This window comes from Fimbriimonadaceae bacterium (genome assembly GCA_019638775.1).
Taxonomy (GTDB): domain Bacteria; phylum Armatimonadota; class Fimbriimonadia; order Fimbriimonadales; family Fimbriimonadaceae; genus JAHBTD01.
In genome coordinates this window covers 580,888-606,085 of record JAHBTD010000002.1, presented here as the reverse complement: position 1 = coordinate 606,085, position 25,198 = coordinate 580,888, and the positions used below count along the sequence as shown (strand labels likewise).

Here is a 25,198-nt window from a genome sequence, read left to right as displayed (position 1 = left end):
GGGCCATAATTAACGTTCGCGCCGACTCCGGCGCAGGGAAATTGCTTTGGCAAAGACCGTTACCTTCAAGCCAGAAGAATTATTTGCGCGCTCCTATGCGGACCGACTCATTCTGAGTCAGCTCACGCAGATCGAAGCCGCCATCAAGCTCAGCGAGCTTGCCGACCGCTTGTCCAACTCGGGCATGGGGCTGTCGGCTGTTCGTTCGTTGCTTGCATCTAACCCCGACAAGTTCATTTTTCACGAACGTCGATGGGTTCCGACCGCCCGAATCGAGGGACAAGGCAGGCCGTTTAGCGAAGCCGCAAGGCTACTGCTTGAGCGTTTTGGCGGGCCGATGCCCGTCGAAGAGGTCGCCCTTGAGCTTTCGCGAGCTCGCGGCGAATCGTTCGAGAAGCTCGTCGGCATGCTTTTGCCGTACCTGCACAAGGACCCGCAGTTTGTGGTGTCGCCGAAGGGCAACGTGATGCTCGCAGATTGGGGCTTTGTCGCAAACGACGAGTCGATTGAGCGGGCATACCTACTGAACGGTGTCACGGAAGAGGACGTTGAGCCTGCGGAGAAGAAGCTGGCTAAGATCGACTTCCGACAGCCTGGCGCTGTGGCGGAAGCTCTGAAGATTGCCGCTCCGATCTCGCTGAAGGCGCTTGGCGCGGTGGCGTGGAAACAGCTTTCGCCCCAAACTCCCCAGTCGATCCTGCTTTATAACGCAAGCAAGATCGTCGGCGAAGCGATTGACATGGAGAACTATGTCTTTGGCGCGGATGGCATCGTTTACCCGCTTGATGAGGCGAAGAAGTGGGTCAGCATGGCGCTAAAGGTTGCCGATAAGATTGCCCCCACGATTGAGGTTGAGGATATCGCCCCGATCGACGTTAAATCCGACGACGTGACGAAGATGATCAAGAAGATCAACGCGTCGGCAGATTCCGTCACGGCCACCAAACTTCTCGAAGAGTTTTACGAGATCACGCCCAGCAACAAGACCTTCCCCGACGACCTTGCAAACCTCAAGGACGCTCTGACGGCGGACAAGGCGATTTGGTGGGTTGGCGCGGACAGGTTCCGAAAGCCGGATTCTGCGCCGGATTTCATCTACAGCATCCCCGATCCTTTCCAGTACGTTCAAACGGACAATTTGAACGAAGAGGGCGATTTGGTCGATGTGGAGTTGACCGACGACGGTCTCTCCAGCTCTTTGCGCAAATTGCTGCAGCACCCGCTCGCAACCGACGTCTTGGACGAAGACCCCGGCCTTCAGCCCAAGTCGAGCGGAAATGAGACTCGGCTTGTGCTCAAATCGATCCACAGAGAGCTCGGTACTTTCCCGATGTGTCAGTTCCCGCAAGGCTGGATCGACGCGATGCCGAACATTCAGGAGCTCATCTTTATCGACCCGAACGGTCGAGAGCTTCAAGTTTGGGCGAACAACCAGGCAAGGCTGCTTTTCAATTTGATCGACTGGTGGTATGAGCAGGCTATTGAAAGCGGCTCTGTTTTCATCCTCACCAAGACGGCAAAGCCCAACGTTTTTGAGTTCGCATGGGAAGATCAGACCGATCCGCTCCTTTACATCAGTTCGCAGCGGATGGAGCAACTTCGCGAAATCCAGGCGGGCATCGAAGGAAAGAGCACGCTCGATCTTCTCGTTGAAGTAATGGGACATTGGCCAAAGGGCGCTGACTTCCTGACTCTGCTTGCTGAAGTTAACGTCGTGCGTCGAACGACTCGGCGACTGTTGGCATCGCTCCTGAGCAGCTATCAGTGCTTCTACCAGCGAAGCGGCTCGCCGGTGTGGCATTTTGACTCTAAGAAGATCGACCTTGGATTCGATAAGGCGAAGAAGAAGTTTATCAAGAAGGACTAAGTTCAGACCGCATCCTAGCGGTTGAGGTATAAAGCAAACCGGTTCGAACATGGCAAATATTAAATCGAGCAAGAAAGATATCAAGCGCAGCCAAAAGAAGGCTGCACAGAACCAGTCGGTACGCACGGCTCTGAAGACCTACATCAAGAAGGTGAAGACAGCAGCCGACGCCACCACGGCTAGCGATGCCCTCAAGAAGGCAGTGAGCGCGATCGACAAGGCCGCAGAGCACGGCACGATTCACAAGAATCAAGCAGCTCGACGCAAGTCGCGCGTTGCAAAGGCGGCAAACAAGGTCGCAGCCGGAAGCTAAGCACAGGTTCAGATTCTGGATTTGAAAGCAGCCTGCCAAATTGGCAGGCTGTTTTCTTTAGGAGCGTAGTGGATTTGTAGTCTTACTGGCAATAGCGCAGCAATTTTTTCGTTCAGAAGCTTGAATAGGCTGGCGGAAGGGATTTTAATAGTGGATACGTCCAGTTTCGCGTAACATAGGGTTGCATGTGTCGGGCAAAGCCCACGAAAAAGCGAAAAGTAGTCTGCGTTTCGTTTGCAGCGATCCTCATGCTGAGTTGCATTCTGATCTTCACTTCGCAGATTGCGTCCAAGCGCGAACCGACAGGTATGCAACAGGCATTATATGAGCTTTCCAAATCAGATTATCTATCGGCTCCTTTCATTCTCACAAAGGATTTGAATACCAGAGAAATTCGACTGATCAAACCCGATGGCAAACCTGGAGATTCTGGTGAGTTGATCGCACGAATAACTTTCAAAGACTCCGGCTTCAATGAGGTGAATGCAGTATTGCCCGTGAAGCCGATGGATGGTTCAGTCGATCCCAGGCTTGCAGAAAACATCTTTGCGATGTATCAATGGATGTCTGCAGAGATGTCCACGCAACACAAGTATGAAGTGGAGTACTTCGGTTCAGCGATAACGCCCCTCCCAGCCAAGCCCGACGGAAGGTTTTCCCTAAATCTCATTCGTGAAGCGGATGGCACCTACTCTGTGAAATGAGTAAGCACCCTGAGATTGCACCCTCCAGCGTCGTTAGAACCGTTGTATTCTAAGATCAGGGTTACATGAACCGGTTCATTCTGATCGAGAGGTTTGTGATCGGGGTGGTGCTTCTGCTTATCGCATGGGGCGGATTTTGGTTTCTCACTAGGCCAGAGCCGCAGTATGACCCTGAGCTGTACGGTCTGTGGATTCCTGTGCACCCGGAAACGCAAGCGGCGCTGGAAAGAGAGAGACGAATTGCGAAGGGCACGGAAGATCCGGCCGCGTTATTCCGTCCGTTTGAACCCAAATACGCTGTGGACTTGCAAAAGGGAGTAGGTCGCTTTTATGTTTACTGGAAGGAACCGGGTTTGTCTAATCGAAGGGGTGGCCGTCTCATGTGGTACTGCACTGAACCAGGTGTTATGTATATCTCCTCAATAGGCGACCACGGGGAGGTCCAATATCGCAAAGTCCGATACCGCATTGATGGTGACCGTCTGCAGTTTCTAGATGCGCCAGTAGGGATAAGTGTCCTCGACAGCGAGTACGTGAGGGCATCGGCGGCAGAGGTCGCTATTCTCTCATCGGGAACGAAGCCTAAAGTGGGGCCTTGATGTGACCGCAACCTGGAAAGAGTCTTCGAGTTTCGAGACCGATCACCCGCACCCGAAACGGTTACCCAAAGAACTTCGTCAGACCTTCGCTGAGGGCTTTGGCTGTGAAGTTCACCAAGGGGATGCTGCTATCGTAGGGCATTCTCGTCGGTCCGATGATCGCGATCGTGCCTGCCTCGTGCTCTCCAACATAGAACGTCTGTTTCACCACAGATAGCTTTCGTAGCTTTTCACTCCGGTTCTCACGTCCGATAGTGACCGTTCCAGTCTGGTCGCTCGTACCAGAAAGGGCCTCATACAGCGCCTCCGGTTCTGTGAGAGCTGCAAGGAGGTCAGAAAAAGCTTCAGCATCTCGTCGAAACTCCGGCTGACCGAAAAGGAACTCTTCGCCTTCTGTTACCAGCTTGCCGCGAGTGCGTTCTCGGCTGATCGAACGAAGTACTCCCCAGATGATCTGCAGCAGTTTATCGGCTGTCGAATCTTGTGCTCCAATCGGCGCTTTGACGCGCTGTAGTTGTCGCAATAGCTTGCCAGCAACGGATTTGTTCACCAAGGCATTGACACTGCCAAGCTCGTCGAGAGTAAGTCCCGGCGGAATCTCAACCACTCGGTTCTCAATATGACCGTTCGAAAGCACCACGACTAACAATGCTTGCACCGGCCCTATAGCGCTCACGATAACGCTGCGAACGGCAAGATCGCGCTCGGAGTAAGTTATCGCCGCGCTTAGTAGCTGCAAGAACCGACTCAGTGAAGCCGTCGTGTGAGCGAGAACTTGTTGCAGCGTCTCCCCTTCGTCTGCGTGACTGCCTACGGCCTCTTTCGACTTTTTGGGCAGGCTCGACTCAATGAGGTGATCGACATAGAAGCGGTAACCTTTGTCGCTGGGAATTCGCCCCGCACTGGTATGCGGCTGTTCAAGATATCCCTGATCTGACATTTCGGCGAGCTCATTTCGGATGGTCGCGCTTTTTACGCCCAGATCGTACTTCTTCGAGAGAAGTTCGCTCGAAATTGGCTCCGCCCCGTGAACATACTCGATGATCACGGCGCGAAGAAGAAGCTGTTTACGGTCGCCAAGTTCTGACATGTATTCGTTCGTTAGAGTCTACTTCCTGTTTGCAGCATGGGCAGGGAAGGGCTTGACGAGCAAGCGTCGCAAGTTGTGTACCGAATAATGTCTTGTGCGGTTGTTGCGTTCCTGAGCCCCAGGCTATCCCATCTACGGGGAATCGAGGCGTGATGGAAGCCACAAATTTGCGTCAGAAAAGTTCATGGAATATGCCTACAATAGGATCAACGATGTGGATGTCCCTCCTGTTGCCTGTGATCGCAGCATCAACTGCAAGCGCCCAGACAAACGAACTGGATCGATTGGGTGTGCCAGAAGGATGGAAGGAACCTGGATACAACAAAGTTGTTTGGGTTGATTCGCCGAACTACAATGCACGACCGTTAGATATGCCCATCGATACAATCGTCCTACACCACACTGCAAACTCAAGCCTCGGGAGTGTGGTCAAGTGGTTCGCAATGCCCGAGAGTCAAGTCAGCGCGCACTTTACGATAGGAAAGGATGGCAGCATCGTCCAGCATGTCTCTACCTTTATGCGTGCGTGGCATGCGGGGGTTAGCCGTGACTTCTTGGGCCGAACGAGCGTGAACAGCTTTAGCATAGGCATAGAGATGGTGAATCTTGGGGACGGAAAGGACCCGTGGACCAAGGAGCAGGTTGAGGTGACCAAGTATCTAATCCTGCACCTGCGTATGCGATTCCCAGAGTTAAAGTACATCACGAGCCACGAGTTTATCGCAGTCCCGCGTGGACGAAAAAGTGACCCTCTTGGGTTCCCCTGGGATCAGATGAAGGACACCGGCTTGGAATTGGTTTACGATATGTCCAAGCGCACGGACCCGCCAGGAAGCGAGCTCATCGGAGTTTGGGACGAAAAAGCTCTCGCGCTGACTTCAGCCATCGCCGATCGTTGATTGCCGATTTTCCCTAAACCGCAACAGTCGCAAGATCAAAGGCCTGCTCCAGGTCTTTGATCATGTCAGCGGGGTCTTCGAGTCCGCAGAACAGCCGGATTACGTAAGTTTCAGCGTTCCAACCGATCGGCTTAATTAGGAGAGGCACGACTAAACTTTCGTGTCCGCCCCAGCTAACGCCAAGCCGAAAGAGTTTGAGCGCGTTGCAGAGTCGTTTTACATACTCGGGATCTTGATTCGTGGGGACGAACGAAAGGAGTCCCCCAGATCCCCGGCAATACTTCTTATATAGCTCGCGCTGCGGATAAGTTTCGTGGCCAACATGCATTAACTTATCGACAGCAGGCTTGCCAGCAAGATAGTCTGCAACTATGTTTCCTGCGAGCTCGTGCTGCTTGAGGCGTACGCGAAGTGTCCGCAGTCCTCGGTGGACCATCCATCCGTTAAACGGGGAACAAACAGAACCAAAGAAGTTGACTTCCCACTTCGCGAGTCGGTCTACGCGCTCTTGAGTCGTACAGACTGCTCCTGAGCAGGTATCCGAGTGTCCAGCCAAATACTTGGTGCAGCTATGAATCACCATATCAACGCCATGATCGGCAGGATTCATATGGAGGGGTGAGCTGTAGGTGTTATCCAGAAGGGTTGGAATTCCTTTCTCTCTTGCGTACTTCGTGATCGGCTCGATGTCTTGCAGTCGGAAGATAAGGCTGCTCGGAGCCTCCAGGTAGATCATCGAAGTTTCTGGGGTGACGGCATCCAGGACGGATTCAACCGTAAGACCAGAGACATACGTATGGGAGACGTTGAAGCGTGGAAGATACTCTTCGAAAACCTGTCGTGTGGTTCCATAGCAAGTATCGACGGCCACGACATGCGAGCCAGCTTCAATACATGAAAACAGGCATGCCGTGATTGCTCCCATTCCGTTGCCGAACATCTTGCAAGCCTCGGTGTGTTCAAGCGCAGCAAGCTTGTTTTCGACTGCGGCGACGGTGGGATTGCCAACTCGTGAATAGTGCCAAGGCGGCCCGCCAGGATTATCCTGCATCGTCGAAATGAAGGTATCGACGTCGTTGAAGACAAAGGTAGATGTGTGTATGAGGGGTGGGGCTACCGCGCCAAGGTATTTCTCTTCCTCTCCAAAATGCTGCAACAGTGTGTCTGGGCTAGCTTCGCCGTGGATGTCCATATCTCATCTGTTTTGTAGCAGAATCCGTATTTGTTTTTCGCTGAATTTGGGCATCCTGCCGTGAATTCTGCAAAAACACTCAGCCATAGGACTTCGAGCCTCCAGTGGATACGCCGAAATGGTATAATTTCTCGCCTGCCGACGGAACACACTATGCTGCCTTCCCCAGATATCCTCAAGAATTTTCCCGAAGGGAAGTTCGTATTGGCAAACCTTGCCGCCAAGCGTGCGAAACAACTCCGCGAGGGTGCGCCTCCGCTTGTCAGCATCGATTCCAATCACCCGCTCACGATCGCACTTGCGGAGATCGCTGCTGGCAAAATCAAGGCGATTCTGCCTTCGGTCGATGAGATGGGTCGCATTGAGCAGCCAGAGATGGCGGTTCTACCCGATGAACTGGCGCCCGAATTTGGAATGCTTCTGCCTGCCCTTGACGAGTCGGAAGTAGCTCTTGTCGAAACGATTGGCGAAGACGACCACGACGGAGACCACGATTCTGATGGCGACTCGGACGATTCTGCCGAGCCGGTATCCCTGTCCGACCTTGTTGAAGGCACTGACGACGAGATCGAGACTGAGCCCAGCGACGACGACACTCTGTCGCTTTCCGACATCGCCGATCAGGAGACTGGCGAAGAAGAAGAGTCTGAGAGTGATTAAGGCTTTGAGCCGCTAAGGATCTATGCGCGACCCGTACGAGGTACTCAGCGTTTCGCGAGACGCCTCTGCCGACGAAATCAAGTCGGCCTTTCGGCGTTTGGCTCGTGAGCATCATCCCGACGTCAACCAGGGCAATCCCGAATCCGAGGAGCGATTTAAGGAGATCGGACAGGCCTATGCCGTCCTGTCCGACCCCGAAAAGAAGGCTCGGTATGATCAATTCGGCACCGCCGAAGAGATTCCAAGCGGCAATTTCCAAAACTTTGGAGACTTTGCCGACATCTTTCAGATGTTCTTCGGCAATATGGCGGGCGGGCAAAGCCAGCGCAATGTTGGCCGCGATGGCGACGATCTAAGAGCCGACATCAAACTTACTCTTCAAGAGGTCATTACTGGTGTGACCAAAGAGGTTTCATATCGACGGCAAGCCAAGTGCGGTACCTGTGGTGGCAAAGGCACGGAAGGCGGTGTTGAACCCGATGTTTGTACGAACTGCAATGGAGCAGGGATGGTGGGTCGGATGCAACAGACCATCTTTGGAACCGTACAAACTTCTGCGACTTGCCCGACCTGTCGCGGTGCAGGCACGATCATCAAAAAGCCATGTAACGTCTGTCGTGGACAAGGGCTCGTCGTTGAAGAAGCCAAAGCTACGGTCGATATCCCTGCAGGAATAGAATCTGGCACCCGAATTCAAATCCCAGGAAAGGGAAGTGACGGCACCGGATACGGGATGTCCGGCGGGCTGTACGTCTTTATCGAAGTAGAGGAAGACGAAAGGTTTGAGCGTCACGGTCAGGATGTTGCAATGCGTTTAAACCTAACTTTTTCGCAGGCTGCAATGGGTGATGAAATCTCAGTCGAGGGGATTGACAGCGATTACGATGTTGAGGTTCCAGCTGGCACGCAGCCAGGAGAGTATTTGAGAGTTCAAGGGGCAGGTTTGCCACCGCTTCATGGTGGGCGAAGAGGCGATCTCGTACTCGTCACGAATATTGCTGTCCCAGAAAAGCTGACCGAGGGCCAGATTGAACAGATCAAGAAGCTTGCCGAAGCTTTTGGAGAACCCATTCCCAAGGGCAGCAGTGGGGGCGGGCTATTAGGTGGCCTGTTCAAAAAGAAGAGATGACCGTTTGGATCGAGATCAAGGCCGTTCTCGACTCTGCGCCCGAAGATTGGGCGATCCTCGCCGATGCCTTTGACCGCTTTGGCTGCCCCGCAACGATCATTGGAGAGAATCCTCCATCCATCTCGGCTTATCTGGTGTCCGTTGCTGGAACTTCTGCACAGGTTGAAGCTCTTTCAAGGGAGTTGCGATCATTGGGAGCCCGAGAGATCATCACCTCAGAGGTCAACGAAGAAGATTGGGCTGAGGCGTGGAAGAAGCATTTTAAGCCCAGGCGGGTCGGGAAGAGATTTGTCGTACGGCCCACTTGGGAGGAGTTCGAATTCCAGCCGGGCGATATCGACATCGTCCTGGACCCTGGCCAAGCGTTCGGAACGGGCGATCACCCCACGACCCGAATGTGCCTTGAATTGCTGGAAGCCGAGCAAGTAGACGGGTCGCGCGTCCTTGATCTCGGCTGTGGCAGTGGCATACTCGGAATAGGAGCGTTGAAGCTTGGTGCGCAATGCGTTCTCGCTGCCGATATCGACCCTATTTCGGCCGAAGTTACGGCTCAAAACGCCGAAATCAATAATGTGGTCTTGGATGTGGTTTGCGGTGACGGATTCGAACATCCCTCTTCTCAACAACCATGGGATTTGATCCTGAGCAATATTATCAGCGCAACCTTGATCCGCCTAACACCCCAAGCATGGGCACATCTTCGCCCAGGCGGAAATTGGATTGTCTCCGGGATTATCCGCGAAAACTGGCTCGCAGTCCTTGAGATGGCAGAACGCGGTGGATTTCAACTTGTTCGCAAGCTTGACAAAGGTGAATGGGTGGGGGCTACGCTGCAAAAGCCAAGAGTGATGTGATGCCAAAGAAGGGACTCCCCATCCGTGCGCTTCCGAGGTTCTTTATTGAGGGCTTGGACTTGAGTGGACCCTTCGAAATCCCGGCGGAGGAGTTTGCAAAGATTCACAAGGTGCTGCGACTCAGCACTGGCGATGAGATCGCCGTCCTTCCAAACGACGGGCGGCTTGTTCGATGCGAGATTCAAGGACGCTCCGCCGCTCCCATCGAAACTATTCTTCCAAACTCTGAACCGGATATCCAAGTCACGCTTGCTCAGGCGCTTCCCAAAGGTGACCGGATCGACACGATTGTGAGGATGTGCACCGAGATCGGCGTAGCCAGAATGGTTTTCTTTCCAGCTGAGCGCTCGGTCGTGAAGTGGGATGATAAAAAGATCGAAGATCGTTTGCGCCGGATGCGAGCGGTCACGAGAGAATCGGCCGAACAGTGTTTTCGGAGTCGTTTGCCCCAAGTGTCCTTCGCGCCTTCGCTAAAGACCGTTCTGGAGGAGATGAATCAAGCCATCGTCCTGAGTGAGCGTGAAGGGCTTGAAAAGGCATTTGCCACGACTATAAGAGAGCGTATATCTGCTGGTTGTCGGGAGTTCACGCTCGTTGTGGGACCAGAGGGTGGATGGGCCCCAAGAGAGCTCGCCCTGATCGGCGATCGTGGTGTGACATTGGGGCCTCTCGTCCTACGAGCGGACACCGCTGGGCCAGTCGCGGCAGGCGTCGTTCTCCTTGGTCTTGGTTCCTGAGCTTAGGTACCATTCACCTATGCGAATCGATGGCCGAAGGCCCGACCAACTCCGCCCCGTTACCCTCGAAAGAGGCTTTGCCAAGTTTGCCGAGGGCTCGTGTTTGATCAAGATGGGAGAGACCCATATGCTCGTGACTGCGACAGTCGAAGACCGTGTTCCCCCATTTCTCAAGCACTCCGGTAAAGGATGGGTCACTGCCGAGTATTCAATGCTTCCGAGGTCGGGAAGACAGCGCAACCAGCGAGAGATTGGCAAGGCCAATGCAAGATCACAAGAGATTCAGCGTTTGATCGGACGTGCAATGCGCGCCATCGTAGATCACGAGTCCCTCGGAGAGAGAACGATTACCCTCGACTGCGACGCGATCCAGGCCGATGGGGGCACGCGAACCGCTGCCATCACGGCGGCCTACGTTGCCACCTACGACGCGATCCGGTGGATGAAAGATCAGCGTATGCTCAAATCGATGCCGCTTGGAGAGCCGACGGCAGCTGTCAGCGTTGGCATTTGCCGTGGGACCGAACTCCTCGACCTTTGCTACGAGGAGGACAGCACCGCCGACACAGACATGAACGTGGTGATGACCTCTTCCGGCAAGTTCGTTGAGATCCAGGGCACTGCCGAACAAGAGCCTTTTTCTGCAGAGACGCTCGGCAAAATGCTTCGATTGGCAAAGCAGGGCATCGACGAATTGATCGAAATGCAGCGAAAAGTTCTGGAGATATGATCGAACGCTTGGTCATTGCTACTCACAATCTCAAGAAGGCGGGCGAGATGGTTACAATCCTCTCGCAGCGCCTGCCCGGGCTCAAGATTCTGACTCTTGCAGACTTTCCCGGAGCTCCAGAGCCGGAAGAAACAGGGTCCACTTATTGGGACAATGCCGCGATTAAGTCGGCTTCTGCCGCTGATTTCACAGGTGAGTGGTGTATAGCCGATGATGCGGGTTTGGAGGTTGACGCAATGGGCGGCGAACCGGGATTGATGTCGAAGCGATTCGCCGGTGAAGAGACACCGTTTCCGGAAAAGATGGCCATCATCCTTGATCGCCTAAAAAATACGCCGGTCGAGCAGCGAGGAGCCCGTTTTCGGTGCTGTGTGTCGATTACACCGCCGTCCGGAGTCTCGGCACCCGCATGGCAAGACTCTCGCAGGATTGGAGAGTCAGTGGTCTTTGAGGCAACCTGCGAGGGACGCATCGCTAATGAGCCAAGTGGTGGCGGAGGTTTTGGCTATGACCCTATCTTCTTTCTTCCTGAACTCGGTTGCACCATGGCAGACTTAACCGCCGAACAAAAGCACAGTATCTCACACCGTGGAAAAGTGCTGTCGACCGTAGGAGATTATCTTGAGCAATTGATCTCCTCCGTGAACCCAGCAAGCAGCCCGCAATAAGCGCGCCGTTAACCAAAAATGATTCGGCCCCGCAACTTTACGCTGCGGAGCCGAATTTGTTGATTTGCACTGAAAGTCTAGCTGCAGGCCAGATCTTCAGAGTCTCCAATCTGTGTTCCAGGCACACCATGAAGGTCGTTGTAAGGAGCTGCCGGTGTGTTTGGAGCTGCCTCAAGTTGGCTGATCGATTTATAGTAAGGGTTGGACCAACTGTAGTACGGAACGTTCGGGCGGTCAACGCCGGTCGCAGGTGTAATCCCACCGTTTGGAATGCCATTCCATTTGTGGAATTTCGTATGCCCGTCGGCGAAGTTGATGACAAGGCCATCATTATGCCGCGCAACGCCCATAAACTTGTTATAGGTCAAGCCCACTCCCTTCGCGGGATTGGGGAAGCTGGCGTCAAGGATGTAAGCATCAAAGAACATGATCGTTCCGACGACGTCAGGCAGAGCCGTTTGAGTCCATACCGGCGAATACTTTTGTAGAACGCCAGGTAGGAACGGTGAGCACAGATTCTCGCCGAACAGCCCAAGGTTGGGCGCATAACTTGCGAATTGAACGCCCTGAGAGCCTGGGACATTCGTCAAGTTCACCGAGTTCAGTCGCTTTTTCCAGTCCTGCTTTTCAGGGTCGGCTGGGCTCACATAAATGTTGACATTCTTCATGTACGGCATCACTGCGTCGTACACAGAGAACACGATGGGTCTGGGGTCCGGAGCCACAGGTGCCATGATATAGGCGCTGTTTGGATAGTAGTCGTCGTAATCTGGACCATAGAGCAGGCAGCTTGTCGCGATCTGCTTCATGTTTGAAACGGACTGCGTTTTCTTCGCCGCATCCTTCGCCTGAGCAAAGACGGGGAAAAGGATAGCCGCCAAAATCGCGATAATCGCAATGACGACAAGCAGTTCAATCAAGGTAAAAGCTTTCTTCATTCATCCTCCACGCTGATAGATGAGCTGAAGGCCTCGAGGCTACGGTTGCCGCTCTTGCCCTCAGCGGTTGTCTATGATAACGCAAATATTCGTCAAAAGGCACTAAGTAATTACCAGCATTTGTTTCAGGGGGGCTGCCCTATCTGCTGTGTTGCGTACAATTGCGCAATCTTCATGTTCCAGGAAGGCCCGCTGCTTTCAAGACCCAGGTTTCCAACAATGGACTGGCATTCTTCCGAACCTACGGTAAACTCAACTTATGACTTCCTTAACGTCTTCGGGCACGACTGAGCGTGACCGCGTTGAAGTCTTGGGGTTGCCCGTCGATCGCGTCACGATGTCGCAGGCATTGGAGACGATTGAAGGCTTTATTGCCGAAGGCTCTCCACATCTCGTTGTAACGGCAGATTCAAGTGGGATCGTGCAGGCGCAGACTGACCCCGAATGGTTCGGAATCTTTGCCGAAGCCGATCTTGTCACGCCTGATAGCATCGGCGTAGTTTGGGCAGCCAAACGTGCGGGCAAACCGGTCAAAGACAGAGTCAGTGGCGTCGATATGGTCGATCAGATCTGCAAGCTTAGCGCGCTGAAGGGATACAGGATTGTCTTCCTTGGCGCTGCACCAGGTGTTGCCGAGATGGCTGCCGAAGCTTTGCGGCTCCGACATCCTGGTTGCAATATCGTGCACGCGAGGCACGGGTATTTTCCTGCTGATAGCGACGAGGTTGTCGCCGAGGAGATCGCGGAGCATAAGCCCGATGTTCTCTTTGTGGCGATGGGTATCCCTCGTCAGGAGAAGTTTATTCGACACACTCAGGAGATCATCAAAGCTCCGGTAGCGATGGGTGTTGGCGGTTCGTTTGATGTTTTTAGCGGAAAGACAAAGCGTGCTCCCAAGATCATCCAAAAGCTCAAGCTCGAATGGCTGTGGCGAACCCTGCTGAATCCGTCCAAGATCAAGAAAGCCAAGGCCCTGCCGAAGTTTGCCTGGCTCGTCATCAGGAGCAAGCGTTGAAGGTCTACACAAAGACTGGAGACAACGGAACGACGGGATTGGTTGGTGGGCAAAGAGTAGAGAAGAACAGCCTCCGAATCCACGCCATCGGAGAGATAGACGAATTGAATGCTATTGTGGGTGTGTGCAGGGTTTCCGCCTCAGTGAACTCAATCGATAGCGATCTTGCCCGGATTCAGAACCTACTTTTTGACGTGGGCGCAGAACTGGCAACGCCTGACGGCTCAAAATTCAACAACAGCCGAGTCGATCAATCCGATATCGAATGGCTGGAACGCTCGATGGACGAGAATACGGAAAGACTTGAGCCCTTGCGCAACTTTGTGCTCCCCACAGGCTGTCCGCTAGCCGCGAATTTGCATTTAGCCCGAAGCGTATGCCGTCGAGCCGAGCGCGTCATGACGTCATTGCATCAAAAAGAGCCAGTACGATCCGAGCTTTTTGTATTCATCAATAGGTTGTCAGACTGGTTTTTCGTAATCGCACGAATTGCGAACAGCCTTTCAAACGTCGAAGATGTAAAGTGGAGTCCACGAGGGTAATGCATTTATGATCACAACAGTCTTAGTCACGGCGCTTCTTGCGGTGGGCCAAATTCAAGGTGGCGGTCAAGCAGGCGGCGACCAAACGCCGAAAGTGAGCCCATCAGAACTGCTGTCGAAGATGTTCGCGCATTATGCGTCGGCCAAAACTTTGAGTGGGCGAATCACGCTCACGACCACCGCCATGAACCAAAGCGGAAAGATCGTCACAGACGTACAGTACGAATATCCCAACAAGATTTACATTCGCCAACAAAAGAACGTCGGAAATGCACGGTCGTGGCTTCTCGTCTCCGATGGGAAAGCGTTTAGCTACGATGCGCCCGACCTGCCATTCGTAAAAGAAGATCAGCGCCTTGCGGAAAGAACGAAGACCCTTGGAAAGGATTTTGGCGTTAAGGAGATCTACGGCATTGGCGCCGTAAACCTTGGAGACCGATCGACTGCGCTCGACATTCTCATCTCCCGAAACGAAGACCTCAAAATCGCGACACAGCAATGGCAGACCGTTGTGTACAAGGGCATGATCGAGTACAAAGAAGAGAAGGTCCATGTCGTTACCGGCGATTGGCGTCTCAATCAAGCCACCCCCTCAACTGGCCAGTACCGCTTTTATCTCACCGATCAAGGTGAATTGAAGCAGTTTGCCAAAACCGAAAAGGTCGGATCGACAACTGGACAGTCGGTTGATGTTCTCTTTGTTTGGGAAGTTGAGGCTGAGGTCAACGGCAAGGTTGATCAGTCATATTTCAGGATCAAATAAAATAGGACTAAACATACTCGACAAAAGAGTAAAGTTTGGTAAGATGTTCTGTGGTGGCTCAGGTCCCCACAGAACATTTTTGTTTAAGGTACGTTAAAGGTGAGCGTGAACGCTTCGGCAACCTCCATGTTGGATTTCGCAAAGGTCAAAAAGGGCATGCGTGCAAAAGTCGTGCAGGTGCCCAATGACGGACCGCTTGCGAAGCGGCTTCAAGAGATGGGGCTTGTTGAAGGAACTCAGTTCACGGTAGTCAAAGTCGCGCCATTGGGTGACCCCATTGAGATTGACTTGCGCGGATATCGTCTTTGCCTCCGGAAACGTGAAAGCGCCGGCCTTATGGTCGAACTGGTGGAATAGTCTTGAGCGACTGTCACGGCACCTCAACAGCGACTGTACGCGACGTACGACAGCCACTGGTCGCGATTGCAGGCAACCCAAACGCGGGCAAAACCACTCTGTTTAATGCCCTAACAGGCTCTCACCAAAAGGTAGGGAATTACCCCGGTGTCACCGTCGAGAGTGTTACGGGCACCCTCAGGCTTGATGGAAAGGAGATTGCTGCAGTTGACGTTCCTGGTCTGTACAGCATCGACGCCGTTTCAGAGGATGAGCTGGTTGCCGTTGATGTACTGAAAGGCACAATCCCAGGCTCGAGACGGCCAGACCTTATTGTCTATGTCATGGACGCCGGGAACCTCGAAAGGAACCTCTTCTTCTTCTCTCAACTTGCCGAAGCCGACTTTCCGATTGTTGTTGCCCTTACCATGACCGACCTGATAGAGCAGTCGGGTGGCACGGTCGATGTCCAGAAGCTTTCGAACCTGCTCGGTGTTGACGTCATCCCCGTCGTTGCCCACAAGAAGAAGGGGATGCGCGAGCTATTCGAAGCGATTGAGCGGAACATTGCCGAGCCAAGACACGCAAACTGCGAAATCGGTTTTCCGATTCAACTTGAAACGAAAGTTGCAGCATTGAAAGAACGGCTGGCACGGTCGGGGCTTGACTATGGGAAGTTCGAGATTCGGCAGGCACTGCTTGGAAACAATCCCGGATTGTTTGAAGATCTTGCCGAACTGCAAGAGCTCGAAGAGGCCGTTCACCACGCGAAGGATGAGCTTGCCACCGAAAACTTAAACCAACCGACGCTTGACCTCACAAGCAGATACAACTGGGCAGCAATGGTCAAGCTGGCAGTCATCTCTGACGAAGGCCATAAGCCGATGCGCAGCCTAACCGACCGCATCGACAACATCCTAACCCATCGTGTTTTCGGCGTGATGGTTTTCATTGGCGTCATGTATTTGGTCTTCCAGTCCATTTACACACTCGCAGGACCGTTGATGACCGTTATTGAGGACGTGATTGGAGGGCTCAGCGACCTCGTCGCCGGTTGGGTTACCGGAGCTCCGGACTGGGTGCAGTCCCTTATTGTTAAGGGGTTGATCGGCGGCGTCGGCGCGATGCTTGTCTTCTTGCCCCAGATCCTGATCCTTTTTTTATTCATCTCCATTCTAGAGGGCACAGGCTATCTTGCCCGCGCAGCGTTCTTGATGGATCGCCTCCTAGGCTGGTGTGGGCTCAGCGGCCGCGCGTTTATCCCGCTTTTGTCAAGTTTTGCATGCGCGATCCCGGGCATCATGGCGGCAAGGGTCATGCCCGACCAGAAAAGTCGTTTGGCGACGATTCTCGTGGCGCCATTGATGAGTTGTAGCGCGCGCCTTCCCGTCTATCTGCTTTTGATCGGTGCATTCATCGAGCCCAAGTACGGCCCAGCGTGGGCAGGATTCACGCTCTTTGCGATGCACTTTCTGGGGCTGATTGTGGCCGTGCCGATCGTGTGGCTTCTGAATCGTGGTGTGATCAAAGGGAAGCGACTTCCGTTTGTTCTTGAATTGCCGCCCTATCAATGGCCGAAGTGGCGTGATGTGTGGCTCGCAATTTACTTCCGTGGGAAGCTGTTTGTAACCACAGCAGGAACAATCATTGTTGCGCTATCCATTGTCATCTGGGCGACGCTCTACTTCCCACGCAGCGAAGATACTGCAGCCCGGTTTGAAGCTGCATACGTGACGGCTTACCCAGACGCAACGGAGAGCGAGATCAGCCACCACGTCGAGGGCAAATTGATGGAGCAATCGCTTCTGGGACGATTTGGGAAAACAATCGAACCTGCGTTTGCCCCCGCTGGCTTCGACTGGCGTTTGAGCACAGCAATCTTAAGCGCGTTTCCTGCAAGGGAAGTGGTTGTATCTTCAATGGGGATCATCTTCAACCTTGGCGAAGAGCAAGACGAGACTTCAACAGACTTGCGAGATGCAATTCAAAAGGCGACTTGGCCCGACGGCAGGCCGCTGGTTACGCTTTGGAGCACGATATCACTGATGGTTTTCTTCGCACTTTGTTGTCAGTGTATGGCTACTCTGGCGACAGTAAAACGCGAAACGAACTCGTGGAAGTGGCCTTTGTTCATGTTTGTCTACATGTCAGGCCTCGCGTACATCTTCTCAGTTGCAATTTATCAGTTTGGACTTTGGATCGGAGGGTAGGGAAGGGCCGCAAGGTAACTACCGGCAAACCCAGGTGGGGAGTCTCCGGAAGCTACTCATCATCTTCATCTTGCGCGGGATCATCGATGGAGCGGATACCAGGCCCAGGTAGGTCAGGAAGCTGAATTTCGTGGGCAAAGCCAATCTCGGCCTTCTCACGCACACGCAACTCTTCAGCGCGTTTTTCAGCCCCTGGAGAGACGGGCCAAAGCGTTTCTTCAGTCCAATAGCTCTGAAGAAACTCCTCCCAAACCCGGCCATAAACCTTGATCGTTTGTGCAGCAAGGTTCTTCCAGTGAAAGTCGGTCTGTAATCGCTTGCTTGCTGCCGCTTGCAGCTTTTTCGCTCTCGCCGGATCATCCAACACCCTCTGAATGGCCCAAGCCAGCGAGCCCGAATCATCGGCATAGCTGAGAGTTCCGGTCCTGTCGTGAAGCACGACCTCACGCAAGCCGCCCGCATCGCTGGCAACCACGGGCACGCCCGCCGCCATCCCCTCCAACGCTACGATTCCAAATGGCTCATACAAGGAAGGGAAGACAGCAACGTCGGCGCAGCGGTAGAGCTGATGGAGCGAGCGATTGGCCATGAAGCCGGTGAAAAGCACCTTATCGCTGAGCCCATACCAATGCACGAACCTCTCGAACTTTTCTCTGTTACCACCGCCAACGATCACAAATTTCGTGTCGGGATTGTGCGACAGCACTGCGCTTGCCGAGTTCAGCAGGACTTGAATGCCTTTCTCACGCACAAATCGCCCGACGTACATGACGATCTTTTCGTGGGGAAGAGCCAATTTGGCACGCCAGGCAGCCCGCTCATGCTTCGGCCAATCGAAGTCGAACTTTGCAGCATCAACCCCGTTAAAAACGACATCAATCTTGTCCTCTGGCACGTTGAACGAGCGCTGAACCTCACCTCGCATGAACTCGGAGCAGACTATCACTCGCCATGCCTCATAAGTGAGCCAGTACTCTTGCTCATGGATGTACCGCTGAACTTCCGTGTGGATGCCCTGATTTCGACCTTCTTCGGTTGCATGAACGGTGGCGATCATCGGCAGTTTGTATTCGTACTTCAGTTCGCGGGCCGAGTCCAACGAGAGCCAGTCGTGGGCGTGGAAGATCGTCGGCTGTCCGCCATGTCGCCAATCCTCAAGAAGCCGCCTCACGCGCCGTTCGGTAGCACGATTCAATAGTTGAATCTCGTGAACGAAGTTGTCGGGCTCAGCATCAAGATGAACCCGGTGTACGCTAACTCCACTTGGCTCCACCTCTTCATCAGGCGCATTTGGCGTGAACTTGGTGACGACATGGACCTCAACGCCTTGTGCTTGAAGCTGCTGAGACAGGTCTTTGACGTGTGGACTTATGCCGCCCACGATGCGCGGAGGATATTCCCAGGAGAGCATGATCACGCGCATTGGAAACTTGATGTTACTTGATTCAAGGGAGGTCTATCGGGCAGCTTCAAATCAACTAAAAGATGAAAGGAAACACATCAGATCGTGTAGAAGCTTCTAACGAATCTTCAACGAAGGACACATAAATAGATGAAAAAGAACCGTTCACTCGTGATTGCGGCTACGGCCGTGTCCGTTCTCTCCATCGGGCTCTACGCCTACTCAACGGCGCAGGAGACGCGTCCTGATAGTTCCTCGGCGGCCCGAAGCGCAACGATTAAGCGCATGACAGTGAAAGTTGTGTGGGGAGACCCCGAAAAACCCTCTTGTACGACGACGCTATCAATGGATGAAGGCACGTCGGCAAAAAGCCGTCACTATGGCGTTCAATCATACAACAGCTATACAGTTCGGGTTCGTGGGACGTCGAACGCAGATGGCACGATTACGGTCGACATCGACTCCGAAACGTACACAATACAGAACGACATTGAGCGGGTTATCTTCGAAGCAGGGTCGACAATCACGGTGTCACCGAATGTTGAGACTGTGATTAGGGAATCTCCACGACTAGCCATAACCGCCTCAGTGCAGTAAGTCAAAATGTCATAGCGTCAGACTTCAGAACCGACTCAGCTAACCCGAACAAAAAGTATTGGGGAAGTTATGAAAGTTGTTCGATTTCCGTCGTGGGCAGAGCGACGAAGGCGCAATCGGGGCATTGCCTGTATTGCCATACTCTCTGTCGGCCTCATTGCATGGCTGACTATCGGCTTTACAACCAAACAGCCGCTTTGGTTGTACTTTGTAGGATTGGGCGCGATGGCTCTCGCTGGTCGGCTTTCCTCAAGTGTTTTCTCATGCGGACTTGGTGCGTCCGGCGAGAAGCGCGCCGAAACAGCGATCAGCTCGCTCGACGATCGCCATTGCCTGATCCGCAACTGGACGCCCGACGACAGCGGAGGCGACATCGACCTTCTCCTGCTCGGACCATTCGGTACGCTGGTCGTTGAGTGCAAGACCTATTCCGTGCCTGTCCGCTGCGACGGCGACCGCTGGACTTGCCGACTTCATACTGGAGAATGGAGAAAGATTGGCAGCCACTCGCAGCAGCTCGCTCGAAACGTCAGCCGTATCAAAAGGCTCACTGGCGGCCCAGTCTACGGCGTGATCGTCTTCAACGACCGCGCCGACCTTGCTGTCAAGAGTCCGACGGCAGAAATCATCCGACGGCGCGAACTGCTGGATCATGTGAAGGCACTGCCGGAAGCCAAGCATACTGACATATCTCGCATCGAGCAGGCCATTTTCGAAGCCTCACAAACCCAGCCTTACCCTAAAAGTCCAGACCGGAGTCGACGCTCCGCCTTTGCCACACGCAGCGCAGAGCGTTTTATACGCGACGTCGGAAGTCGTGCTGTCTTACTGGTCGTCGCCGCAATCCTGCTGGCAAACATAAAAACCGTAAGTGATGTCATCGGAGGATTCCTTGCTTCGAACATTCGGCTCGCACCTGTAAAGGAGGTGAAGCCGGTAGTCGAAAAGAAGAAGACCGCGACAAAGAAGTCCGAGCCGTCGAAGACAAGGGATAATTCCAGCGCAAAGAACGAGTCAAAGCTGTCGCGGCAGTGAATTCACCCGCAATCCCAACAGGGGAAGCGGCTCTCAGTATGTAATAGTCATAATAATGATTATCGGCACATATATCAGTCTCGAATCTCTTCTCTCTATCACTGCCTCACTTGCTTAATCTGGCTCTTCCCAATGAAAAGCGCCCCAAACGATTTCTCGTCTGAGGCGTTCGGGGCTTTTCGGGATAGAGAGAGCTTTACGCTGTGTGAATATAGAAGTCGTCGCTAAGTCGACGGTCCAACATTGTGGCCGCGCGGTCGCAGCGTTCCAAAAGGTCTACCGCTCGTGCTTCCGGCTGGGCCGCCCGCGACTTCTTGGCCAAATACAGAGCCGTCATTCCGAGACCAGCCGCCAATAAGATGGCTGTGATCGGAAGAGCGCTGCTCTTTTTTTGGCACTTTTCGCTGTTTTCGGGCGCCATATTGATATCACCTACATATAAGTTCAAGAAAGGATCGTTCCTTACTACTCTTTCGGACAGATTTTTTTGCTCTTTAGGTTGCTTTGAGGGCTATTTTCAGGCCTTTTTGCCTGGATAGCATACAGATCGGTGCGTTTTTGGCAAAGGGAGACATGATTTGATGCGATATTAGGGGCAAGAAAGGAGCGTTATCAGGTTGCCGACAAATCTTTAATAGGTGTTGCCAAGTTGGACCCCCGCCTTCCAACCATCTGCCGACAGCATCCACATGCCAAACGGTAAACTTCCCTATCTATGCTCGACAATTTGACGCGGCGTCTATCCGACATCTTTATCGGCCTGCGGCGCAAAGGCCGTCTGAATGAGGCCGACGTCAACGAAATGCTCCGTGAAGTCCGCGTCGCGCTCCTTGAGGCCGACGTCAACTTCCAGATCGCCAAGGACTTCATCGCCAAGATCAAGGAAAAGGCCGTCGGCGAGGAGATCTATGGGAGCCTCACTGCCGACCAGACGCTGATAAAAATCGTCCGCGACGAGCTGATTGAGCTGCTCGGGACAAGCTCCACCCGGTTCAACTGGTCCTCTTCCCCGCCGACGGTCGTGCTGATGTGCGGCCTTCAAGGCTCCGGTAAGACCACAACCACTGCAAAACTGGCCAAACACTTGCAGGACGAAGGCAAAAAGGTGATGCTTGCTGCATGCGACATCCAGCGCCCCGCCGCGATCAAGCAGCTTGAGGTGCTCGGCGAGCAGGTTGGCGCGCCCGTCTTCGCTAAGACCGACGGATCACGCCCCACCGACATCGCGAAAGAAGCCCTTAAGCGATGTCAGCACCTCATGCTTGACGTGCTGATCATCGACACGGCAGGCCGGTTGACGATCGATACCGGACTGATGGAAGAATTGCAGTCCATCCACAAGGCAACAAAGCCGAGCGAGGTTTTCCTCGTTTTGGACTCCACCACCGGCCAGGAAGCGGTGAGCGTTGCCCAAGCCTTCCACGAACGCGTGCCGCTTACGGGAGCGATCTTCTCAAAACTCGACGGCGACACTCGCGGTGGCGCCGTGCTTTCGGTGCGTGAGGCCACCGGCGTTCCGGTTCGATTTGTCGGCGTCGGCGAACAGACCGACGCCCTCGACATCTTCTATCCCGACCGCATGGCTCAGCGAATCCTCGGCATGGGCGATGTCATGGGCATCATCGAACGGGCTGAGCAAGCGATCGACCAGGACGAGGCCAAGCGGCTCGAGCAGAAGTTTAAAAAGGGCGGTGGACTGGACTTCCACGATATGCTTTCCCAGTTCAAAACCATCCGCAAGATGGGTCCGATCCAGAACGTGCTCAAGATGATCCCTGGGCTTGGGGCTCAGATTCCCGAAGACGCCCTCGGCAAGGTCAACGACAAGCAGATTAACCGAATCGAGGCCATTATCCTCAGCATGACGGCTTTTGAGCGTTCAAATCCGGATATAATCAATGGCTCGCGGCGGAAGCGCATCGCGACGGGTTCAGGAACCTCGGTTGAAGAGGTCAACGCCCTGCTCCGTCAGCTTTACGAGATGCGCAAAGGCATGAAGCAGATGATGCAGATGCAGAACAAAATGCAGAAGCGCCGACGCCGATAAGCGATTTGAACGGGAATACCGACCAATTGGAGAACGAACGCAACAGTGGTAAAGATTAGACTGCGACGAATGGGCAACAAAGGCCGACCTTTCTACCGAGTAGTGGTAGCCAAGAGCACGGCTGGCCGAAACAGCAGCTTCATTGAGAATTTGGGAACATACAACCCAATCTTGAAGCCGACCCATATCGAAATCAACGAGGACCGCGCCCTGCATTGGCTTATGCAAGGAGCTCAGCCGACGGAAACGACGGCGATCCTCCTCAACAAAACGGGCGTTCTCGATAAGTTTTTCAGCGAGAGACCCTCGGCAAAGAAGGACTACAAGTTCCTCGACAAGCGCACGGCGGCAACGTCGGTGAAGTCCGTCATGGAAGTTCCGACAGCCAAGGTTGAAGAGGCTGCGCCTGCTCCGGCTCCTGTTGAAGAAGCGCCGGCAGCGGTTGCGGAAGCTCCTGTCGCAGAAGCCGCTGCAGAAGAGCCCGCTGTTGAGGCAGCTGCAGAGGAAGCCCCGGCAGCAGAGGCTGAAGCCGCTCCGGCTGAAAAGGCTGCGCCTGAGGCGACCGAAGAGAACGCATAAGCTCTTCCCTAACAATCCAGGATGGAAATCATGAGCTATCGAGAATTTGTTGAATCAGTGATTAAGGGTGTTGTCGAATATCCCGAGCAGGTGGAGCTCGACGAAGAAGTCTCCGGCAATACCCGAACGTTTATGGTGCGCGTCGCCGCCGAAGATGTCGGAAAGATTATCGGCAAGAGCGGACGTGTCGTCCAGGCGATCCGTCTTGTGGTCAGCGCCGTTGCGGCAAAGTCGCGAGAGAAGGCGTTTGTAAAGATCGTTACGGAGAATTAATCTCCGCCTGAGTAAGGATTGTAAGGGGTAAGGATCGTAAGGCTGCAAGTCCGAAATGAGGCACTAACCCAGATTCTGGGGGCCTCCGAACTTGCAGCCTTTTTTGCTTTTTCGTCGGGTCCTTTTCAGGCTTTGCCTCCTTCCATCCCTTACGCCTTACTATCTTTACAATCCTTACTCCTTACATCCCCCAAACGAGGTGCGCTATCTCCCGCCTAATCCGCGTCGGCCAAATTGTGGGTGCATTTGGCATCAAGGGCCAAGTCAAAGTTTTGCCGCTCACGGACTTTGTCGAGGCCCGATTTGACCCAGATGCTTCCCTCTTTCTGCATGGCGAAAAGGTGGAGATGCTTGACATCTCCGAGCACAAGGGACATCTCATCATCCGCTTCAAGGGAGTAAACGACCGTAATCAGGCGGAAACTCTGCAATGGGAGTATCTGGAAGCGCCAGAGGACGAGCGGCCCGAGCTCGACGAAGACACTTTCATGATCGACGACCTGATCGGGCTGGAAGTGTTTACTTCCTCAGGTGAGCGGCTTGGCAATGTCTCTGAGGTTCTTTTGTATCCGGCAAACGACCTTCTGGTGGTCGGGGAGCACGAAATCCCGATGGTAAGGGAGTTTGTAAAGGAGATTGACCTTGAGAAAAAACGGGTTACGGTTGAGCTGATTGAGGGGATGTGAGCGCGCGTCGCGGTCCCGCAGCGACCCTTAGCCGTCCACCTCCTCCCCGGTACAATTGAACCTATGTTTCTCGATGAAGCCCTTATAGAGATCGCTTCGGGCCGTGGTGGCTCGGGAGCGGTCAGCTTCCATCGGGAGAAGCACGTCCCCCGGGGCGGACCCAACGGCGCCGACGGCGGCAAAGGCGGCGACGTCATCTTCATCGCCGACCGTGGCAAGCGTACTCTCTACGACTTCAGCTTTCAGGCCAAGATTGAAGCCCAAGACGGAACCCACGCCCTCGGCAACAAGAGCGGCAAGAACGGCAAAGACATCAAGATTCGTGTTCCTGTCGGCACCGTCATCACAAACGCTGAGACAGGTGAGGTGATCGCCGATCTTCGGCTCGACCGCCAGAAAGCCCTTGTGGCTAGGGGAGGGCGCGGTGGACATGGAAACAACCACTACGTTTCGAGCGTCCGTCAAGCGCCGAACTTTGCCGAAAAGGGTGAGCCCGAACAGCGGTTTAACGCCAAGCTTGAGCTCAAGCTCCTTGCCGACATCGGTATCGTCGGCTTGCCGAATGCCGGAAAGAGCACGTTCATCGGCGCAGTAAGCGCGGCAAAACCAAAGATCGCCGACTACCCTTTCACCACCATCGTGCCAAACCTTGGCGTGGTCTTCCATGGCGAGAACAGCTTTACCGTTGCCGATATGCCGGGATTGATCGAAGGAGCAAGCGCCGGTGTGGGCCTGGGGCACCAGTTCTTGAAGCACGTCGAGAGGACGGCAGCTCTGCTGCACCTTGTTGAAGTGTGGCCGATGGATGAATCCGATCCGGTAGAAAACTTCCAGAAGATCGAGGCTGAGCTCAAAAACTACTCGGAAGACATCTACAACAAACCCCGGCTTGTTGCCCTTAGCAAGATCGACATCTTCCCCGAAGAGGAGTTGGCAAAGTTGGTGAAGAGGTTTGAAGAGATTGGGGTCGAGGTCTTCCCTATCTCCGCTGCGGCAACTCAGGGCATGGAGCCCCTTCTCTACCGAATGGATGAGTTAGTGCAGAGTGCAACACGACAAGAAGAAGAGTTGGTCATCACCGTCAAGTCTGAACAGAAAGACGAGGATTGGGGCACGTGGGAAGTGGTGGCGACCGATGATGGATTTGAAGTCACAGGCACGAAGGTGGCGCGCATGGTGGCGATGTCCAACCTCGACAACTACGAATCGGTACGCTATCTCCACAGACGCTTGATGAAGATGGGGATTATCGACAAGCTCCGCGACATGGGCGCCGAAGAGGGCGACAGCGTGAACATCGGCGAATTCGAGTTCGCTTTCACTGACTATTAAT

Annotated in this window: 28 protein-coding genes; 23 read left to right on the top strand and 5 right to left on the bottom strand. The window is 53.9% G+C overall.

All coding sequences use genetic code 11. From position 1 onward, the window contains the following. The first annotated feature begins 46 nt into the window (after positions 1 to 46). The 4 genes from KF784_09015 (at position 47) to KF784_09000 (ending at position 3,483) form a co-directional block, all read left to right on the top strand. Positions 47 to 1,867, top strand: a complete 1,821-nt coding sequence (locus KF784_09015) for a hypothetical protein (GenBank protein MBX3119192.1) — start codon at positions 47 to 49, stop codon at positions 1,865 to 1,867. 49 nt (positions 1,868 to 1,916) lie between these two features. After that, a complete protein-coding gene (gene rpsT / locus KF784_09010; GenBank protein MBX3119191.1) occupies positions 1,917 to 2,180 on the top strand; it encodes a 30S ribosomal protein S20 in 264 nt (87 codons plus the stop codon). 377 nt (positions 2,181 to 2,557) lie between these two features. Beyond that, the gene (locus KF784_09005; GenBank protein MBX3119190.1) at positions 2,558 to 2,884 is read left to right on the top strand and encodes a hypothetical protein; all 327 of its coding nucleotides are present in this window, start codon (positions 2,558 to 2,560) and stop codon (positions 2,882 to 2,884) included. Between the two features lie 65 nt (positions 2,885 to 2,949). After that, the gene (locus KF784_09000) at positions 2,950 to 3,483 is read left to right on the top strand and encodes a hypothetical protein (protein MBX3119189.1); all 534 of its coding nucleotides are present in this window, start codon (positions 2,950 to 2,952) and stop codon (positions 3,481 to 3,483) included. Positions 3,484 to 3,544: 61 nt separating this feature from the next. Here KF784_09000 and hrcA read toward each other — a convergent pair whose 3' ends face one another. Beyond that, a complete protein-coding gene (gene hrcA / locus KF784_08995; protein MBX3119188.1) occupies positions 3,545 to 4,573 on the bottom strand; it encodes a heat-inducible transcription repressor HrcA in 1,029 nt (342 codons plus the stop codon). A 212-nt stretch (positions 4,574 to 4,785) separates the two neighbouring features. Between hrcA and KF784_08990 the strand changes: the two genes are divergently transcribed. After that, positions 4,786 to 5,472, top strand: coding sequence for an N-acetylmuramoyl-L-alanine amidase (locus tag KF784_08990; GenBank protein MBX3119187.1), 687 nt, complete (start codon positions 4,786 to 4,788; stop codon positions 5,470 to 5,472). A gap of 13 nt (positions 5,473 to 5,485) precedes the next feature. Here KF784_08990 and KF784_08985 read toward each other — a convergent pair whose 3' ends face one another. Further along, positions 5,486 to 6,664 (bottom strand): PLP-dependent transferase, encoded by a 1,179-nt coding sequence (locus KF784_08985; GenBank protein MBX3119186.1) that lies wholly within the window; start codon positions 6,662 to 6,664, stop codon positions 5,486 to 5,488. A 153-nt stretch (positions 6,665 to 6,817) separates the two neighbouring features. Between KF784_08985 and rpoZ the strand changes: the two genes are divergently transcribed. The 6 genes from rpoZ to KF784_08955 are packed head-to-tail and all read left to right on the top strand — an operon-like array spanning position 6,818 to position 11,442. Further along, positions 6,818 to 7,324: a DNA-directed RNA polymerase subunit omega gene (gene rpoZ, locus KF784_08980; protein ID MBX3119185.1), complete on the top strand. Its 507-nt coding sequence runs from the start codon at positions 6,818 to 6,820 to the stop codon at positions 7,322 to 7,324. Between the two features lie 22 nt (positions 7,325 to 7,346). Then, complete coding sequence (gene dnaJ, locus KF784_08975; protein ID MBX3119184.1) at positions 7,347 to 8,453, top strand: molecular chaperone DnaJ; 1,107 nt, start codon at positions 7,347 to 7,349, stop codon at positions 8,451 to 8,453. After that, the gene (gene prmA / locus KF784_08970; GenBank protein MBX3119183.1) at positions 8,450 to 9,307 is read left to right on the top strand and encodes a 50S ribosomal protein L11 methyltransferase; all 858 of its coding nucleotides are present in this window, start codon (positions 8,450 to 8,452) and stop codon (positions 9,305 to 9,307) included. Before dnaJ ends, prmA begins: the two co-directional genes overlap by 4 nt. Beyond that, the gene (locus KF784_08965) at positions 9,307 to 10,044 is read left to right on the top strand and encodes a 16S rRNA (uracil(1498)-N(3))-methyltransferase (protein ID MBX3119182.1); all 738 of its coding nucleotides are present in this window, start codon (positions 9,307 to 9,309) and stop codon (positions 10,042 to 10,044) included. The genes prmA and KF784_08965 overlap by 1 nt, the downstream gene beginning before the upstream one ends. A 19-nt stretch (positions 10,045 to 10,063) precedes the next feature. Then, a complete protein-coding gene (gene rph / locus KF784_08960; protein ID MBX3119181.1) occupies positions 10,064 to 10,774 on the top strand; it encodes a ribonuclease PH in 711 nt (236 codons plus the stop codon). Continuing rightward, positions 10,771 to 11,442, top strand: coding sequence for a non-canonical purine NTP pyrophosphatase (locus KF784_08955; protein ID MBX3119180.1), 672 nt, complete (start codon positions 10,771 to 10,773; stop codon positions 11,440 to 11,442). Before rph ends, KF784_08955 begins: the two co-directional genes overlap by 4 nt. A 77-nt stretch (positions 11,443 to 11,519) precedes the next feature. On the opposite strand, the gene KF784_08950 is transcribed toward KF784_08955, so the two are convergent. Further along, positions 11,520 to 12,380: a prepilin-type N-terminal cleavage/methylation domain-containing protein gene (locus KF784_08950; protein MBX3119179.1), complete on the bottom strand. Its 861-nt coding sequence runs from the start codon at positions 12,378 to 12,380 to the stop codon at positions 11,520 to 11,522. Positions 12,381 to 12,639: 259 nt separating this feature from the next. On the opposite strand from KF784_08950, the gene KF784_08945 reads away from it, so the two are divergent. The 5 genes from KF784_08945 to feoB all read left to right on the top strand — a co-directional run bounded on the left by KF784_08945 (position 12,640) and on the right by feoB (position 17,246). Beyond that, the gene (locus KF784_08945; protein MBX3119178.1) at positions 12,640 to 13,395 is read left to right on the top strand and encodes a WecB/TagA/CpsF family glycosyltransferase; all 756 of its coding nucleotides are present in this window, start codon (positions 12,640 to 12,642) and stop codon (positions 13,393 to 13,395) included. Next, entirely contained in the window at positions 13,392 to 13,937 is a 546-nt protein-coding gene (locus KF784_08940; protein ID MBX3119177.1) for a cob(I)yrinic acid a,c-diamide adenosyltransferase, read from the top strand. Before KF784_08945 ends, KF784_08940 begins: the two co-directional genes overlap by 4 nt. 7 nt (positions 13,938 to 13,944) lie before the next feature. After that, complete coding sequence (locus tag KF784_08935) at positions 13,945 to 14,700, top strand: hypothetical protein (GenBank protein MBX3119176.1); 756 nt, start codon at positions 13,945 to 13,947, stop codon at positions 14,698 to 14,700. Positions 14,701 to 14,799: 99 nt separating this feature from the next. Beyond that, entirely contained in the window at positions 14,800 to 15,057 is a 258-nt protein-coding gene (locus KF784_08930) for a ferrous iron transport protein A (protein ID MBX3119175.1), read from the top strand. 2 nt (positions 15,058 to 15,059) lie between these two features. Further along, complete coding sequence (gene feoB / locus KF784_08925; protein MBX3119174.1) at positions 15,060 to 17,246, top strand: ferrous iron transport protein B; 2,187 nt, start codon at positions 15,060 to 15,062, stop codon at positions 17,244 to 17,246. Between the two features lie 52 nt (positions 17,247 to 17,298). On the opposite strand, the gene KF784_08920 is transcribed toward feoB, so the two are convergent. Next, positions 17,299 to 18,669 (bottom strand): glycosyltransferase family 4 protein, encoded by a 1,371-nt coding sequence (locus tag KF784_08920; protein MBX3119173.1) that lies wholly within the window; start codon positions 18,667 to 18,669, stop codon positions 17,299 to 17,301. 129 nt (positions 18,670 to 18,798) lie between these two features. Here KF784_08920 and KF784_08915 point away from each other — a divergent pair, with 129 nt between their 5' ends. Continuing rightward, positions 18,799 to 19,245 carry a hypothetical protein gene (locus tag KF784_08915; GenBank protein ID MBX3119172.1) on the top strand — a complete coding sequence of 149 codons (447 nt, stop codon included), beginning with the start codon at positions 18,799 to 18,801 and terminating at the stop codon, positions 19,243 to 19,245. Between the two features lie 69 nt (positions 19,246 to 19,314). Next, on the top strand, positions 19,315 to 20,280 hold the full coding sequence (locus KF784_08910; protein MBX3119171.1) for an NERD domain-containing protein: 966 nt from the start codon (positions 19,315 to 19,317) through the stop codon (positions 20,278 to 20,280). A 196-nt stretch (positions 20,281 to 20,476) separates the two neighbouring features. Here the strand turns inward: KF784_08910 and KF784_08905 are convergent, their stop codons facing one another. Then, positions 20,477 to 20,701 carry a hypothetical protein gene (locus KF784_08905; GenBank protein ID MBX3119170.1) on the bottom strand — a complete coding sequence of 75 codons (225 nt, stop codon included), beginning with the start codon at positions 20,699 to 20,701 and terminating at the stop codon, positions 20,477 to 20,479. 294 nt (positions 20,702 to 20,995) lie between these two features. Here KF784_08905 and ffh point away from each other — a divergent pair, with 294 nt between their 5' ends. From ffh to obgE, 5 genes are all read left to right on the top strand, one after another. Next, entirely contained in the window at positions 20,996 to 22,327 is a 1,332-nt protein-coding gene (ffh, locus tag KF784_08900; protein MBX3119169.1) for a signal recognition particle protein, read from the top strand. A 69-nt stretch (positions 22,328 to 22,396) separates the two neighbouring features. Beyond that, the gene (gene rpsP / locus KF784_08895; GenBank protein MBX3119168.1) at positions 22,397 to 22,906 is read left to right on the top strand and encodes a 30S ribosomal protein S16; all 510 of its coding nucleotides are present in this window, start codon (positions 22,397 to 22,399) and stop codon (positions 22,904 to 22,906) included. Positions 22,907 to 22,936: 30 nt separating this feature from the next. After that, positions 22,937 to 23,179 carry a KH domain-containing protein gene (locus tag KF784_08890; GenBank protein MBX3119167.1) on the top strand — a complete coding sequence of 81 codons (243 nt, stop codon included), beginning with the start codon at positions 22,937 to 22,939 and terminating at the stop codon, positions 23,177 to 23,179. 236 nt (positions 23,180 to 23,415) lie between these two features. Then, a complete protein-coding gene (rimM, locus tag KF784_08885) occupies positions 23,416 to 23,865 on the top strand; it encodes a 16S rRNA processing protein RimM (GenBank protein MBX3119166.1) in 450 nt (149 codons plus the stop codon). A gap of 63 nt (positions 23,866 to 23,928) precedes the next feature. Next, positions 23,929 to 25,197, top strand: a complete 1,269-nt coding sequence (obgE, locus tag KF784_08880; protein ID MBX3119165.1) for a GTPase ObgE — start codon at positions 23,929 to 23,931, stop codon at positions 25,195 to 25,197. The last annotated feature ends 1 nt before the right edge of the window (position 25,198 follow it).

Bases quoted from the DNA above. Each gene is read 5' to 3' on its own strand.
- KF784_08985 (MBX3119186.1), bottom strand. From the start codon at position 6,664: ATGGACATCCACGGCGAAGCTAGCCCAGACACACTGTTGCAGCATTTT.
- rpoZ (MBX3119185.1), top strand. From the start codon at position 6,818: ATGCTGCCTTCCCCAGATATCCTCAAGAATTTTCCCGAAGGGAAGTTC.
- KF784_08965 (MBX3119182.1), top strand. From the start codon at position 9,307: ATGCCAAAGAAGGGACTCCCCATCCGTGCGCTTCCGAGGTTCTTTATT.
- rpsT (MBX3119191.1), top strand. From the start codon at position 1,917: ATGGCAAATATTAAATCGAGCAAGAAAGATATCAAGCGCAGCCAAAAG.
- KF784_08945 (MBX3119178.1), top strand. From the start codon at position 12,640: ATGACTTCCTTAACGTCTTCGGGCACGACTGAGCGTGACCGCGTTGAA.
- rpsP (MBX3119168.1), top strand. From the start codon at position 22,397: ATGGGCAACAAAGGCCGACCTTTCTACCGAGTAGTGGTAGCCAAGAGC.
- KF784_09000 (MBX3119189.1), top strand. From the start codon at position 2,950: ATGAACCGGTTCATTCTGATCGAGAGGTTTGTGATCGGGGTGGTGCTT.
- rph (MBX3119181.1), top strand. From the start codon at position 10,064: ATGCGAATCGATGGCCGAAGGCCCGACCAACTCCGCCCCGTTACCCTC.
- prmA (MBX3119183.1), top strand. From the start codon at position 8,450: ATGACCGTTTGGATCGAGATCAAGGCCGTTCTCGACTCTGCGCCCGAA.
- KF784_08905 (MBX3119170.1), bottom strand. From the start codon at position 20,701: ATGGCGCCCGAAAACAGCGAAAAGTGCCAAAAAAAGAGCAGCGCTCTT.
- hrcA (MBX3119188.1), bottom strand. From the start codon at position 4,573: ATGTCAGAACTTGGCGACCGTAAACAGCTTCTTCTTCGCGCCGTGATC.
- ffh (MBX3119169.1), top strand. From the start codon at position 20,996: ATGCTCGACAATTTGACGCGGCGTCTATCCGACATCTTTATCGGCCTG.
- KF784_08890 (MBX3119167.1), top strand. From the start codon at position 22,937: ATGAGCTATCGAGAATTTGTTGAATCAGTGATTAAGGGTGTTGTCGAA.
- KF784_08920 (MBX3119173.1), bottom strand. From the start codon at position 18,669: ATGCGCGTGATCATGCTCTCCTGGGAATATCCTCCGCGCATCGTGGGC.
- dnaJ (MBX3119184.1), top strand. From the start codon at position 7,347: ATGCGCGACCCGTACGAGGTACTCAGCGTTTCGCGAGACGCCTCTGCC.
- obgE (MBX3119165.1), top strand. From the start codon at position 23,929: ATGTTTCTCGATGAAGCCCTTATAGAGATCGCTTCGGGCCGTGGTGGC.
- KF784_08950 (MBX3119179.1), bottom strand. From the start codon at position 12,380: ATGAAGAAAGCTTTTACCTTGATTGAACTGCTTGTCGTCATTGCGATT.
- KF784_08910 (MBX3119171.1), top strand. From the start codon at position 19,315: ATGAAAGTTGTTCGATTTCCGTCGTGGGCAGAGCGACGAAGGCGCAAT.
- KF784_08935 (MBX3119176.1), top strand. From the start codon at position 13,945: ATGATCACAACAGTCTTAGTCACGGCGCTTCTTGCGGTGGGCCAAATT.
- KF784_08990 (MBX3119187.1), top strand. From the start codon at position 4,786: ATGTGGATGTCCCTCCTGTTGCCTGTGATCGCAGCATCAACTGCAAGC.
- KF784_08915 (MBX3119172.1), top strand. From the start codon at position 18,799: ATGAAAAAGAACCGTTCACTCGTGATTGCGGCTACGGCCGTGTCCGTT.
- KF784_08955 (MBX3119180.1), top strand. From the start codon at position 10,771: ATGATCGAACGCTTGGTCATTGCTACTCACAATCTCAAGAAGGCGGGC.